Consider the following 14259-nt stretch of genomic DNA (forward strand, 5'->3'; position numbering starts at 1 on the left):
GTGCAGCAGAACAGCAATAGCAATGGGGTGCATCTGGGGGAGGACATGATCCTCCAGATGCAGAGGCTGGCCACCGGCCGCACCGACGAAGCGCTCAACGCCCGCTTCGGCATCAGCTACAATACATGGCGCAAATTGCTCGCCGGACAGCCGATCCGGCCTTCGCTCGCCGATCGGCTCAAGGGCCGGATCGCCGCGCTTCAGGCCACCGACCCGCAATAACCGTCAGGCGACGGCGTCATACCCAGCCCGATTCCCGCAAATCGGGCGGCGCGCCTTCGACCCGTTCACCCCTGGCGGCCTCGCTCAGCATCTCCAGAAACCGCCGCTGCGTCGCGGTCGGTCGCCAGCTCCGGCGTGTCGTAATCCCTACTACGCGCTTGCTGCCCTCGAGCGGCGGACCGATCTGGGTCAGCAACCCGCTGCGGATCTGCAACGCGACCTGATCGGGCGACAACAGGGTCAGGAAATCCCCCTCCGTCAGCAAGCGTCCGATAATCATCACCGATCCGCATTCGATCGGGGTAGCGGGCGCTGTCCCCTCACCGAACAATTTCTCCCACTGTTCGCGTAGCGGCGAATTGGCCGGCGCCACGATCCAGGGATAGCGCGCCAATTGCGCCATCGTCGGCTTCGCTATCGCGGCGAGCGGATGCTGGCTACCCGCCGCAATCACCAGCCGATCCTCCGACAACGGCAATTGATACAGATCGGCGATCTCATAGGGCCGCAGCGCGCCGACGATCATGTCGATCACGCCATCGCGTAACGGCTCGACCAGTTCGCGCCAGCTCCCCTCCAGCACCTTGAACGCCGCACGCGGATCGCTCCGCGCCATCCGCGCCATCGCTGCCGGCACCAGATAGGGCCGCGCCAATGGCAGCGCGCCAAAGGAAATCACCTCGCTGCCGCCGCCGCTGTCCAGCCCCATGTCGGCCAGCGCCGCGACGATCTCCGCCACCGCCAGCCTGGTGCCGCGCGCCAGACGCTTGCCCGCCGGATTGAGCCACACCGCCCGCCCGCGCCGCTCGACCAGCTTGCCGCCGATCATCTGCTCCAGATCGCCGACTGCGCGATGCACCGCCGTCTGCGACAGGCTGCTGCCATGCGCCGCCGCGGCGAAACTCCCCGCTTCCGCCAGCGCCAGAAAGGCACGCAGTTGCGTCATCGTCATCAGTCGTTCGGGATATTGGAATACGCCCGACAACCCCTTGGCCGCCTGCGACAGATGATCCAGCGCCGCACGCGCACGCTCGATCACGATCTCGCCCATCGGCGTAGGGACCATGCCCCCCGATCTTCGCTCGAAAAACGTATAGCCAAACTGCCGCTCCAGCTTCGCCAGCCCCTGGGTCAGCGCTGGTTGCGACAGGCTCACAACATCGGCCGCAGCAGTGATGCTGCCATGTTCGCGGATCGCCAGCAGCGCGCGCAGGTGGCGCAGATTGAGGTCGAACGGATCGGTCGCCATGCCGGTTACTCTTGTTACCCTGCGCCCACCCGCTTTTGCGTCATCGGACGGTGCCTCCGTCCCTAGAGAATAACGTCCCCGAAGGACAGGTATCCCCGCCCGATAGCGCATAAAATTTAATGGACTGACCATTGTCATAATGGTAGGACCATTAATGAACAACGCGGTCATCCGCGCATCAGAGTCGAACCATAAGGAGGCTGCCCCGTGGACTTTGAACTGCCAGACGACATCAAGGAATTTTGTGACGTCACCCGCGACATCGTGCGCGACCTGCTGCCGCATGAAATCGAATTTCAGGAAACCGGCGTGGTTCCGCCGATCGTGCGCCAGACGTTGGTCGACAATGGCTATTTCGGCATGGCGCTGCCCGAACAATATGGCGGCCTGGGGCTGGGCGCTCTCGCGCAAGCCGCGGTACAGATCGAGCTTGCCCGCCTCCCCCCCAATTCTGGACCGAATTGCGCCCGCTAATGGGGCCGGGCGCCAAGAACATCATGTATCATGCGTCCGAAGCCCAGCGCGAGGCGCTGCTACCCGGCATGGCGACCGGCGAAATCCCGATCGCCTTCGCGCTCACCGAACCCAATAGCGGCTCCGATCCGGGCTCCATGCGCACCACCGCGGTTCGCAACGCCGACGGCTGGGTCATCAATGGCAGCAAGACGTTCATCTCGAACGGCAAGAAGGCCAAATATGTCATCGTCTACGCCTATACCGACAAATCGGCGGGCGCGCGCGGCGGCATCTCCGCCTTCCTGATGCCGGCCGATACGCCTGGTTTCAGCGTCACCGGCACGATCGAACTGATGGGCACGGCAACGCCGGGCGTCTTCGAACTCAGCTTCGACGAATGCCAGGTCGGTCCTGACGCGCTGATCGGCGAACTGGGCCGCGGCTTCCATTATGCGCTCGAAGGACTGAACGAGGGCCGCATGAATGTCGGCGCGACCGCGGTCGGCATGGGCGAATATGCGCTGGAACTGGCGATCGAGGAATCCAAGCAGCGCCCCGCCTTCGGCGGCGTCATCTCCGACTTCCAGGCGATCCGCCACTATATCGCGACGATGGCGACCGACATGCGCGCCGCCCGCCTGATCCTGCTCGACGCCTGCTGGCGCTATGACCAGGGCGAAAAGCGCCGCGAACTCGCCTCCATGGCCAAGCTCTTCGCCACCGAAGCGGGCAGCCGCACGGTCGACACCGCGGTCCAGATCTTCGGCGGCACCGGCTATTGCCGCGGGTTCGCGGTCGAGCGCCTCTATCGCGACATTCGCATCACGCGGATTTATGAAGGCTCGTCGGAAATCCAGAAGAACACGATCGCGCGCGAATTGCTGCGATGAAGGGAGACGGGCGGGGTGCGTGCAGGCATCCCGCCCTTTTCCTTTCACCAAAATTCATTTGCGCAGGGACGGTAATTCCCGAACACTCCCGCCATCGTTCCAACGCCCGGCAAGGAGACAGGCGATGCGCGTGATGGTGCTGGTGAAGGCGACCGAGGACAGCGAGAAAGGCTATCGGCCCTCGCCGGAAACGGACGCGATGATGGCCGCGATGGGCCGCTTTAACGATGAATTGCGCGACGCTGGCATCCTGGTGATGGCCGATGGCCTCACCCCCTCTTCACAAGGCAAGCGCGTCGCCTTCGATGGCGCCGAACGCACCGTCATTAACGGCCCATTCTCCCAACCACGCGAATTGGTCGCGGGTTTCTGGCTCTGGGACGTGAAAGATATGGATGAAGCCGTCGCCTGGGTGAAGCGCTGCCCCAATCCCATGCCGGGGCCGAGCGAAATCGAAATCCGACCCTTCCACGAACTGGAATAGCGCACCACGCCGTGGCGATTCCTTTTGTTACAGCAGGTCGCCCCGCGCGCGTAGCGCTGCCACCGCGCTCTCGTCCACGCCCAGCTTGGTGAGGATATCCGCGCCCTCCTCACCCAGCCGCGCGACATGGTTGCGCGCCTCGACCCGCGATCCGCTCATGCGGAACGGGGGGTTGGGCACCTTGAAGCTGCCGGCCCCATCGCTGATCTGCGCAAAGGCGCCGCGCGACGCCAGTTGCGGATCGTCCAGCAATTCGTCGATCTCGCGATACCGCCCGCAGGGCACGCCATGGCGCGACAGAATCGCCTCGGCCTCCTCCGCGCTGCGCTCCAGCGTCCATTCTTCGGTCAGCGCCAGCAGCGTCGCCCAATTGGCGTTGCGATCGGCATTGGTCAGGAAGCGCGGATCGTCGCGCCATTCTGGATGACCGACCGCGTCTGTCAATTGCTCGAAATTGCGGGGACTGGTCGGCGCGACCATGATGAAGCCATCATTGGTCTTGAGCGGGGTGTAGAGCGGCCGCCGGGCGTCGCCGGGGAATTGCGCCTCCTGCGTCTCGAACACCAGCATCCCCACCATCGCCTCCAGCATCGACAGGTCGATATGCTGGCCCGCGCCCGTCTTTTCGCGCTGATACAGCGCCGCCTGGATCGCGCCGAAGGCATGGGTGCCGCCCAGCACGTCGGCGATGAAGACGCCGCTGGTCGCGGGCCGGTCCGCGCCGTCCTGATAGCGGAGATTGACCATGTCGAATCCGCTGGCCGCATGGATCACCGGCGCATAGGCCGGGGACAGCGCCTTCGGCCCGGTCTGGCCATAGCCGGAGATCGAACAATAGATGAGCCGCGGATTGGCCTCGCGCAGCGCGGCGAAATCCAGCCCGAATCGCGCCATGACGCCGGGCCGGAAATTCTCGACCAGCACATCGCAGGTCGCGACCAGTCGCTTGATAAGGGCGATGATCTCAGGCGATTTGAGGTTGCAGGCGATGCTCTGCTTGCCCGCATTGAGATTGCCGAAATAGGCGCTGAAACCATCTCTTTTGGGCGGCCGCGCGCGCACCTGGTCGCCCTCCAGCGACTCCACCTTGATGACGTCGGCCCCGAGATCGGCGAGCATCCGGGTCGCGAACGGTCCGGCCATGACGCTGGTGAAATCCAGCACCCGCACGCCGTCCAGCGCGCCTACCGTCGCCGCCTTGCTCTCTTCCGCCATATCCTCACCCGCCTGTCGAACCAAATATCTAATGGTCCTACCTATTGCATGGCGGTCATGGGGCGTCAATCGCGTACAACTGTCCAACTCGTTGTTTCAAACGCCCCTGTCAGACGCCCGGTCAGGCGCGAAGGTCAGCCCTTGGCCGCCGCCTTGCTGTTCTTGCGGACATGGCGATGCACCCGCTCCAGATGCTTGCGCATCTCCGCCACCGCCGCCTCGCTGTCCTTCGCCCGCAACTGCCGCACCAGCCGGAATCGGGATTCGATCAGCGACTGCTGCAGCATCTCATAATCCGGCCCCTGCACGAACTCATGCAGGATCGCCGACAGGGAATCGACGAAGATGCCGAAGATGCGGTTCTTGGTCGCCCGCGCCAGCACGCCATAATATTCCGCCGCGCACTGGTATCGCGCCTCGACGCTCGTTTCCCGCTTGGTCCGCTCGGCGATCGCCTCCAGATCGGCGAGATCCGTCTCGGTCGCGCGCTCGCAGGCCAGTCTTACGATGATGTCCTGCAACGCCAGCCGCGCCTCGGTCAGTTCATTCAGCGAGATGTCGCCCAGATGCACATAATCCTGCATCGCCTGCACGATCCGGTCGGGCTCGGCGGTCTGCACGAACGCGCCGCCCTTCGCCCCCTTCACATTGCGGATGATTCCGGCGACCTCCAGACTGCGCAACGCCTCGCGCAGCGCGCTGCGGCTCACCTGGAACTCGACCGCCAGTTCGCGCTCGGCCGGCAGCTTGTCTCCGGCCTTGAGCGTGCCCGCCGCCAGTTGCGCGCGGATTTGCTCGCAGATGATCTCGAACGCCCGCCGCGTCTTGATGGGCGCGAAGCTGGGCTTTGCAGAAGAGATAGATGCCATGGGGTGCGCTCCGGAACAGACCGACAAATCTATAGCCGCCGCCACCAAAGGTGCAATGGCCAGACCGAAAAGACGCGCGACGTATCAGCCGATCATCATCAGGCTGGCATTGCCCCCCGCCGCCGTGGTGTTGATGGAGGTCGACTGCTCCTCCAGCAGCCAGTCGAGGCAATAGCCATGGCCATGATCGTCGGCATGGACCGACACGATCGGGCCGGGCAGATCGGCGACGCACTGGGCGGTAGCGGCGACCTTGGCGGCGTCCCCTTCCACCAGCGCGGCCGCATAATGGCCGGTGGCGTCGGTGCTGAAGCAGGCGGCGACATCGGCGGGCATTCCCTGCGGAATCGTCATCCCCTGCACCACTCCATGATTGCCGGTGGCCAGCACGGCGGCCATCTGGCGGAACAGCCCCTGCCGCGTCGCCGGGCGCAACAGGATGCGGCCGCGCGGATGCAGGGCGTAGATGTTACGTTCGCCCACCGGCCCCGGCAACGCCTGTTCGACGCCCAGCGCGGACGCATCGCCGGCGCGGCGCGCCTGAAGCGCTGCCTTCTCCTCGCACTGCTGCTCAAGCCAGTCGGCGAAGGCATGCAGCGGCGATCGCAAATGGCTGACCCGCGCCGCGAACACCGGCGGCGTCGTGACCAGTCGCCCCAGATAAAGCGGCCCGCCAGCCTTGGGACCGGTGCCCGACAGCCCGCAACCGCCAAAGGGCTGCACGCCCACGATCGCGCCGATGACGTTGCGGTTCACGTAGATATTGCCGACCTTCACCCGCGCCGTGACCCGCGCCACTGTCTCGTCCAGCCGGGTATGCAGGCCGAAGGTCAGGCCGTAGCCGGTGGCGTTGATCTGGTCGACCAGCGCATCCAGCCGGTCGCGCCGGAACCGCAGGACGTGCAGAACGGGGCCGAAGACTTCGCGGCTGAGATCGGCGATGGACTCTATCTCGATAATCGTCGGAGGAACGAAGGTGCCGTGCGTGGCTTCGGGTGGCAGCGGACTATGTTCGACCTTGCGGCCCAGCGCCTGCATCGCGTCGATATGGGCGTTGATGCCGTCACGCGCCTCCGCGCTGATGACCGGGCCGATGTCGACCTTCAGCGCGTCGGTGCGGCCAATCCGCAATTCGGCGAGCGCCCCCTTGAGCATCGTCAGCGTCCGGTCGGCGACGTCTTCCTGCAGGCACAGGATGCGCAACGCCGAACAGCGCTGGCCCGCGCTGTCGAAGGCGGAGGCGATGACGTCGGCCACCACCTGTTCGGCGAGCGCCGAAGAATCCACGATCATCGCATTCTGGCCGCCGGTCTCTGCAATGAGCGGGATGGGCTTGCCATCTGCGGACAGGCGCGTGGAAAGCTGGCGCTGGATGAGGCGGGCGACCTCGGTCGATCCGGTGAACATGACCGCGGCGGTTTCGGGCGCCGCGACCAGCACCGCGCCGATGCGGCCGTCGCCGGGCAGCAGTTGCAGCGCATCGGCAGGGACGCCCGCCTCATGCAGCAGGCGAACGGCCTCCGCCGCGATCAACGGGGTTTCCTCGGCCGGCTTGGCCAGCACCGGATTGCCCGCGACCAGGGCGGCGGCAACCTGTCCGGTGAAGATGGCCAGCGGGAAGTTCCACGGGCTAATGCAGGTGACCGGCCCCAAGGCGGCCTGCGCCGGACCGAAGGTCGTGCGCGCCTGCGCGGCATAATAGCGCAAAAAGTCGATCGCTTCGCGCACTTCGGCGATGGCGTTAGGCAGGGACTTGCCCGCCTCCCGCACGATCAGGCCCAGCAGGATCGGCATCCGCGCCTGCATCGCGTCGGCGGCGCAGTCCAGCGCCGCGGCGCGATCGGCGACTGCCCTGTCGGACCAGCGCGACGCGGCTGCGCGGATGGCGGCGGCGCGGGCCTCGTCCAGCGATGCTTCGGTGACGCGCCCCACCACGTCGCGATGATCGGCCGGATTGAACACCGTGCGCGAAAGACCGGACGCACCTTCAGCCATGGCTGTCCAGCCGATCGCCGCACTATGACGCAGCGCCTCCCCTAGGCTGGCGAGCGTCGCTTCATTGCTGAGGTCGAGCCCGTCCGAATTGCGGCGATCGGGATAAAGATCGGCCGGCAGCGCGATCTGGTCGTGATGATGGCCCGGATGCGCCATCGCGCGCACGACATCGGCCGGATCGGCGATCATTTCCTCGATCGAGACATTGGGATCGGCGATGCGATTGACGAAGCTGCTGTTCGCGCCGTTTTCCAGCAGACGGCGGACGAGATAAGCGAGCAACGTCTCATGCGTGCCCACCGGCGCATAGATGCGGCAGGGGCGGTTCAGTTTTCCGGCGCCGACCACCTGTTCGTAGAGCGGCTCGCCCATGCCGTGAAGGCACTGGAACTCATATTGGCCGATCGCAAAGTCCGGCCCTGCCAGTTGATAGATGGTCGCGAGCGTCTGGGCATTATGGGTCGCGAATTGGGGGAAGACCGCATCGGGCGCGGCCAGCAGCTTCTGCGCGCAGGCGACATAGGCGACATCGGTATGGACCTTGCGGGTATAGACCGGAAAGTCGGGCAGACCGTCGACCTGCGCCCGCTTGATCTCCGCATCCCAATAGGCGCCCTTGACCAGCCGCACCATGATCCGGCGGTCGGCCCTGCGCGCCAGATCGACGATCCAGTCGATGACGAACGGGCAGCGTTTGCCATAGCCCTGCACCACGAAGCCAAGCCCGTTCCAGCCGGCCAGGTCCGGGTCGATCGCCAGGCTTTCCAGCAGGTCGAGCGACAGTTCGAGCCGATCGGCCTCCTCCGCGTCGATGTTGAGGCCGATGTCGTAGCTCTTCGACAGCAGCGCCAGCTTCTTCACCGCCGGCAGCAATTCGCCCATCACGCGATCGGCCTGCGCCCGGACATAGCGCGGGTGCAAGGCCGACAGTTTGATCGATATGCCGGGGCCGGCATAGATTCCGCGCCCGGCTGACGCCTTGCCGATGGCGTGGATCGCCTGTTCATAATCGGCATAGTAACGCCTGGCGTCGGCGGCGGTCGTGGCAGCCTCACCCAGCATGTCATAGCTATAGGCGAAGCCCTTCGCCTCCAGTTCCTTCGCCCGCTTGAGCGCTTCCTTGATCGTCTCGCCGGTGACGAACTGTTCGCCCATCATCCGCATCGCCAGATCCACGCCGCGGCGGATGACCGGCTCGCCGGCGCGGGCGACAAGGCGGGTCAGCGCCGCGCCGAGACCACGGTCATCGACGCTGCCCAACAGCTTGCCGGTGACGACCAGGCCCCAGGTAGCGGCGTTGACGAACAGCGACTTGTCGCCGCCCAGATGCGCGCCCCAGTCGCCATCGGCGATCTTGTCGCGGATCAGCGCATCGCGGGTGGCGGTGTCGGGAATACGGAGCAGCGCTTCGGCCAGGCACATCAGCGCCACGCCTTCCTGGCTGGACAGCGCATATTCCTGCACCAGCCCTTCGACGCCGGTGCCTTTGTGGTTGGCGCGCAGCGCGGTGACGAGAGTGCGGGCGGTATTTGCGATGGCCGCGCGCATGTCGTCGGGCAATGTCGCCGATGCGATCAGGGGCGCCAGCGCTTCCGCCTCGTCGCGGCGATAGGCGGCGGTGATAGCCTGCCGCAGCGGCGTGGGCTGGCGGATGGCGGGGGCGAAAGCGGCGAAGGGGCTCTGGTCGGTCATGAGACTGAGAATAACCCAAGTCGAATTTTCGTTCCGCCTTATCAACGGCCCTCCAGAAGCCGGAGTGACTTATTAAAGTGGCTTTGTTAGGCAGATGTTATGGAGAATATACCCAAAGCGGTCGATCTGGACGATTTCGACCGGCGGATCATCGCCGCCCTGGTCGAAGATGGGCGGATGACCGTCACCGATCTTGCCGCGCAGGTCGGCCTGTCCAAGACGCCGTGCCAGGTACGGCTGAAACGTTTGCAGGAAGCGGGCGTCATCCGCGGCTTTCGGGCGATCGTCGATCCGGCGAAACTGGGCATGGACCATATCGCCTTTACCGAGGTGAAGCTGTCCGACACACGGGAAGCGGCGCTGCGCGAATTCAACGCGGCGGTGCGGCGCATCCCGGAGGTCGAGGAATGCCATATGCTGGCGAGCAATTTCGACTATCTGCTCAAGGTGCGCACCGCGGACATCCGGCGATACCGCATGGTGCTGGGCGAAAAGATCAGCGCCCTGCCCCATGTCGCCAGCACATCGACCTTCGTCGCGATGGAGACGGTGCTGGAGGCGGGGCACAAGCGGATCAGTCGAAAAGGCTGAGCGGGATCGCCTCCCCCATCGCCCTGTACCCCTTGGGCGAGGGATGGAGCGCGTCGCCGTCGTCAAAGGCGGGCAGTAACTGGTCGGGATGCGCGGGGTCGCGGATGACGCGATCGAAATCGATCACCGCATCGAAATTGCCCGGTTGCCTGATCCAGGCGTTCACCGCCTGCCGATCCGCCTCATTCTGCGCATCGGCATGATAATAGGCGTTGCCGACGAAGGGCATGACGGTTGCCCCGATCACCTTCACGCCCTTGGAATGGGCGCGGGCGACGATCTGGCGATAGGCGCCGATGATGCGGGCGACATGGGCCCGGTGCGCGTCGACGCTCACCGGCGCATCGCGGGTCAGCGTGCCGAGATCGTTGATCCCCTCCAGCAGGATCAGATGAGTGACGCCGGGCTGGGCCAGCACGTCGCGGTCCAGCCGGGCCAGCGCATTGGGGCCAAGGCCGTCATGCAACAGGCGGTTGCCGCCTATCCCCTGGTTGACGACGGCGATGGCTCGGCGCTTCGGGTCGGCCTGCAGCCGTTCCGCCAGCCGATCGGTCCAGCGATCGTTGCCGTTGGTGGTGGAACCCTTGCCATCGGTGATCGAGTCGCCCAGCGCGACGATCAGCTTGGCGGGCGCACAGCGTTCGACCTCCAGCGCGGCCAGATTGAACCAGTGATCGAAGCTGGCTGCACCGGCCATGGCTGCATCAGTGAGGTGGTCACCGGGCAGATGCCATGACGTCGCGCGTGATCCGGGATGCGATGTCTGTTCCGGCTCGCCGACATAGCGGATCGATATGGCGATGGTATCCAGCGCCTTTGTCGGCAACGACACCGGGTCGGACAGATAGTCCGCGCCGGCCGGAATGACGATGTCGGGTTTCCCATCGAAGCGGAGCGCCATCAGCGTGCGGGGTTCGATTGCGGCAGAAGCGGGTCCCAGCGCGCGGGCGATGCTGGCGCCGGCCAGCACAAGCGGCCGGGTTCCGGCAAGGTTGGAGAGGCGCACGCGCACGCGGTCGCCGGATAGGGAAGGGCGGACGATCTGGCGCAAAGTCCGGTCCGCCAGCGTGCCGACGGGCAGCGCCGCGTCGCCGGTCGGCCGGAACTGAGAGGAGGCCCAGCCCGCCACCCATGTCGGGGCGCAGATTTTCGCATCGACGGGAGCGGCTGCGAACAGGGCGGGAAGCAGACAGGACCAGAAACGGAGGGACATTTGATCAACTTCCTTTCGATCATGGTCCCCTGCCGGGCGGACCGCGATAATGGCATGGTTCTTCGGGTCGGCGCCGAAGTTCACACCGTTGTCGGGCTTTTCAGCCCGATTGCGCCTGCAAAGCCACCCCGAAGCGCCCGATAGGTCACGCCAAAGTAACGCCGAAGCCACCGAAAATTTGTCCCGTCCGTAACGGAGGACAGAGCGCCGACCGCGACGGCAAGGGAAGACGGATCGAACGGCCCATCACCTTGGTAGATCAAAGAAAATCCTACATTGAAAGGGCAAAGCCGAGGTGGCCGGACCTTTCGTTCGCCGATCCGATGTCGATCGGCCGTGTCAGAACAGCGGAAGAAAAAGGGCCGGCGTTGCCGCCGACCCTGCGAGGTGTCCTTGGGGGAGGATCAGAAATTCGCGCGGATGCCGGCCAGGACCGAACGGCCGGGATAGTAAACGGAGTAGGCCGCATTATCATATTCGAAGGTCGTACGGATCGGCTCGTCGGTGATGTTGAGCACATCGACCGTCAGGCGCAGCGCCTTGTTGAAGAAGGGCAGCTGATAGCCGGCCGACATATCGAGCTGGCCACGCGCATCATTGCGCAGCGATGCGTTGCTGATGCCGTTTTGCGGCTTGTTCACGGCGATCGACTTGTCGTTCCAGACATAGTTGACGCTGATCGACAGACCGTCATTTTCGTAGAAGCCCTGAAGGTTATACGAATATTTCGATACGCCGGTCGCGACCAGACCGGACGAAGACGATTGTTTGAGATAGGTGCCGTTGGCGGAGAAGCCGAGGCCCTTCACCAGGAAGTCGAGCGGCTGCACCCAGGTCGCTTCCAGGCCCTTGATCTTCAGGTCGGACAGGTTGACCGGGCGATTGACGGTAATCGGCAGGTCGCTGACGGCGACGCCGGTGGCAGCGGCGCGATCGGTCAGCGCATTCTGCTGGGTCGACAGCAGGCTGCTGAACGGAATATTGAGCGATCCGAACGTGACTTGGTTGGAGGTGGTGACGGTAAAGCCCTGAATATTCTTCATGAAGGCCGACACGCCGATATAGCCGATGCCGCCGGTATAGAATTCGCCGCCGAGATCGTAATTGTCCGACGTGTAGGGCTGCAGTTCCGGATTACCCGCCGTCGCCAGCAGCGCCGACGGGTCGGAGAATGTGACGCCCGGCAGGATCTGCCCCGCATCCGGACGAGTCATCGTCCGCGAAGCCGATGCACGCAGCTTCAGATTGGCCGCGACATCGTAGGTGAGGTTGATCGACGGCAGGAAATTTTCATATTTCGACCGCGACGTGATGTCGATGATCGCGGTGCCGACCTGGCTGGGGCCGACCACTTCCTGATCGGTATGGGCATAGCGCATGCCTGCATTGATGTGCAGATCACGGTCGGCAATGGTCGTGACCCCATTCAGTTCGAAATAGGCCCCAATGACCTTTTCGTCCATGTCGCCGGTCGCACCGCCCGTGACGGCGCCGCGTGTTTCAGGTGCGCTATCGCGATAGCTGGCATAGTTGGTCGCCTGCATGATCGCATTGAAATCAGGCACGATGAAGCCGGCAGTAGACGAACTATTGAGATATTGCGCGATCTGGCTGGTCGTGATCGATCCCGTGGCGCCGGTACAGCCCGCGCCACAGACCGATAGTTGATAAGCCGTGCTATTGTCATAGGCACGGATCGAACGGGTCGCCTGGTCGAACGCTGCGCCGACCTTTACGTTAAACATGTCATCACCATAGGCGACGTCGAGATGCGCACCCTTCGTTTCGGTCTTGCGGCGGACCAGTGCGATATTCTGGCGATACCATTGCCAACTGCCATTGTTCGGATCGTTCAGGTCGAGATTGCTGGTGATCGACGGGTAATCGCCGCCGTTATTGTCATAATAGACATCGACACCGGAGTTTGGCGTGGTCTGGAAGGCCCAGGTCGGCTGCTCGCGGAAGAAACTGCTCTTCGAATAGTTGGCGGACAGGTCGATCTTCAGGTCTTCGGTCGGCTGCCAGGTCACGCTGGGGTTGATGTTCCAGAATTTCGTGGTCTGCTTGAACAGGCTGGCTTCCAGGAAGAAGGACGAGTTGGCGAAGGTGCCGCTGGTCACGACTCCGTTGTCGTCCACCGTCAGATCGATCGGGATCATGCCGCCGGTCGATTGCGCCGTGCTGCCCGGCCCCGAATTGCGGACCTGCCAGTTCATATTGACCTTACTGTAATCGCGCTTTGACTTGGCCCACAAACCGTCGATCGCGAAATGCAGTTCGTCGCTGGGGCGCCATTCGAGCGAGGCCAGCGCCGAAATGCGAGACCGCGTGCCGTCGGTCAGGCTCTGGCGACCCAGACGCGGTATCAGCGCGGTGCTGAGCTGATCGCGGGTCAGGCCCGAGGTATCGACCACATCGACCGGCTGGCCGGCGACCAGGCCATGGCCGGCATTGGCCGGCACGACAGACGCCCAGGAGAAATTGTTGCCGCCCGCATCGCCAGCGCCAAGATTGCCGTCGGTCCAGCCGACCGATTCAAAGCCCTTGACCCGGGTCTTCGTCTTGACCCCCGCGACGCCAACCAGAATGCCGAACGTGTCGGTGGTGTGGCTGGCGACGATCGCACCGCGCGGGCTGAGACGATCATTGCTGTCGGTATATTGGCCCTGCGCCACCACGGTGATGTGGGTGCCCGGCTTGTCGAAGGGACGCGCGTTGCGCAGGTTGACGGTGCCGGCGATGCCGCCTTCCAGCGTCGAGGGCGACGGGCTCTTGGCGAGGTCGAGGCGGGTGAAGAGTTCGGAGGGGAAGAAGTCCAGGTCGACTTCGCGGTTGGCGCTGCCGCCATTCGTGCCGCCATCGGACGCGACCTGAATCTGCGAGCCATTCAGCAGAACGCGGGTGAAGCTGGGGCCAAGGCCGCGGATCGCCACTTGGGTGCCTTCGCCGTTGGTGTCACGGTTCAGGCGCACGCCGGGCATGCGGTTGAGCGTTTCGGCCAGGTTGGTGGCGGGCAGCTTGCCGATATCCTCGGCGAAGATCGAGTCACCGAAGGCGACGGCGTCCTTCTTGGCGTTGGTAGCGCTCTGCAGCGACCCGCGAATACCGGTGACGACGATGTCGGCGACATCATCCTGCGGCGCTGTCGTGGCGGCCGGATCGGCCTGCGGCGCGGCATCCTGCGCCAGCGCGGCTTGCGCCAGGCTCAGCGAACCGACCGCCGAAGCCGCGAACAGAGCGATGCGAAACATATGGGTGCGTGAAGACATGAACAAACCCCTCTCCTGAGCGCAGCCCCCGACTCTCCGGTGGGCCTAAACTGGTAGCGCTATCACTAATACTTCAATAAAGCGGCCGTCGACTTTGTCAAGACGCTGAAAGAC

The 14259-nt window shown here is 64.4% G+C and carries 11 protein-coding genes; 5 read left to right on the top strand and 6 right to left on the bottom strand.

Going from position 1 to position 14259, the window contains the following annotated elements:
- Positions 1-222, top strand: a complete 222-nt coding sequence (locus ABT375_RS05210) for a hypothetical protein (RefSeq protein WP_224545851.1) — start codon at positions 1-3, stop codon at positions 220-222.
- 16 nt (positions 223-238) lie between these two features.
- Here the strand turns inward: ABT375_RS05210 and ABT375_RS05215 are convergent, their stop codons facing one another.
- The gene (locus tag ABT375_RS05215; protein WP_416464341.1) at positions 239-1471 is read right to left on the bottom strand and encodes a LysR family transcriptional regulator; all 1233 of its coding nucleotides are present in this window, start codon (positions 1469-1471) and stop codon (positions 239-241) included.
- 207 nt (positions 1472-1678) lie between these two features.
- Between ABT375_RS05215 and ABT375_RS05220 the strand changes: the two genes are divergently transcribed.
- The 3 genes from ABT375_RS05220 (at position 1679) to ABT375_RS05230 (ending at position 3301) form a co-directional block, all read left to right on the top strand.
- Positions 1679-1945 carry an acyl-CoA dehydrogenase family protein gene (locus ABT375_RS05220; RefSeq protein WP_416464342.1) on the top strand — a complete coding sequence of 89 codons (267 nt, stop codon included), beginning with the start codon at positions 1679-1681 and terminating at the stop codon, positions 1943-1945.
- The gene (locus ABT375_RS05225; protein WP_416464343.1) at positions 1945-2817 is read left to right on the top strand and encodes an acyl-CoA dehydrogenase family protein; all 873 of its coding nucleotides are present in this window, start codon (positions 1945-1947) and stop codon (positions 2815-2817) included. Before ABT375_RS05220 ends, ABT375_RS05225 begins: the two co-directional genes overlap by 1 nt.
- A 124-nt stretch (positions 2818-2941) precedes the next feature.
- Positions 2942-3301, top strand: coding sequence for a YciI family protein (locus ABT375_RS05230; protein ID WP_224545846.1), 360 nt, complete (start codon positions 2942-2944; stop codon positions 3299-3301).
- A 27-nt stretch (positions 3302-3328) separates the two neighbouring features.
- On the opposite strand, the gene ABT375_RS05235 is transcribed toward ABT375_RS05230, so the two are convergent.
- The 3 genes from ABT375_RS05235 to putA all read right to left on the bottom strand — a co-directional run bounded on the left by ABT375_RS05235 (position 3329) and on the right by putA (position 9072).
- A complete protein-coding gene (locus ABT375_RS05235) occupies positions 3329-4516 on the bottom strand; it encodes a CaiB/BaiF CoA transferase family protein (protein ID WP_416464345.1) in 1188 nt (395 codons plus the stop codon).
- A gap of 134 nt (positions 4517-4650) precedes the next feature.
- The gene (locus ABT375_RS05240; RefSeq protein ID WP_261934400.1) at positions 4651-5385 is read right to left on the bottom strand and encodes a FadR/GntR family transcriptional regulator; all 735 of its coding nucleotides are present in this window, start codon (positions 5383-5385) and stop codon (positions 4651-4653) included.
- 84 nt (positions 5386-5469) lie between these two features.
- Positions 5470-9072 (bottom strand): trifunctional transcriptional regulator/proline dehydrogenase/L-glutamate gamma-semialdehyde dehydrogenase, encoded by a 3603-nt coding sequence (gene putA, locus ABT375_RS05245; protein ID WP_416464346.1) that lies wholly within the window; start codon positions 9070-9072, stop codon positions 5470-5472.
- Between the two features lie 99 nt (positions 9073-9171).
- On the opposite strand from putA, the gene ABT375_RS05250 reads away from it, so the two are divergent.
- Entirely contained in the window at positions 9172-9663 is a 492-nt protein-coding gene (locus ABT375_RS05250; protein WP_224545838.1) for an Lrp/AsnC family transcriptional regulator, read from the top strand.
- Here the strand turns inward: ABT375_RS05250 and ABT375_RS05255 are convergent.
- On the bottom strand, positions 9647-10876 hold the full coding sequence (locus ABT375_RS05255; RefSeq protein WP_416464348.1) for an SGNH/GDSL hydrolase family protein: 1230 nt from the start codon (positions 10874-10876) through the stop codon (positions 9647-9649). The two genes, ABT375_RS05250 and ABT375_RS05255, sit on opposite strands and share 17 nt — an antisense overlap.
- Before the next feature lie 404 nt (positions 10877-11280).
- Positions 11281-14145 carry a TonB-dependent receptor gene (locus ABT375_RS05260; protein ID WP_416464349.1) on the bottom strand — a complete coding sequence of 955 codons (2865 nt, stop codon included), beginning with the start codon at positions 14143-14145 and terminating at the stop codon, positions 11281-11283.
- Positions 14146-14259 lie beyond the last annotated feature (114 nt).

Source organism: Sphingomonas sp. VDB2 (genome assembly GCF_047946695.1).
Lineage (GTDB): Bacteria > Pseudomonadota > Alphaproteobacteria > Sphingomonadales > Sphingomonadaceae > Sphingobium > Sphingobium bisphenolicum.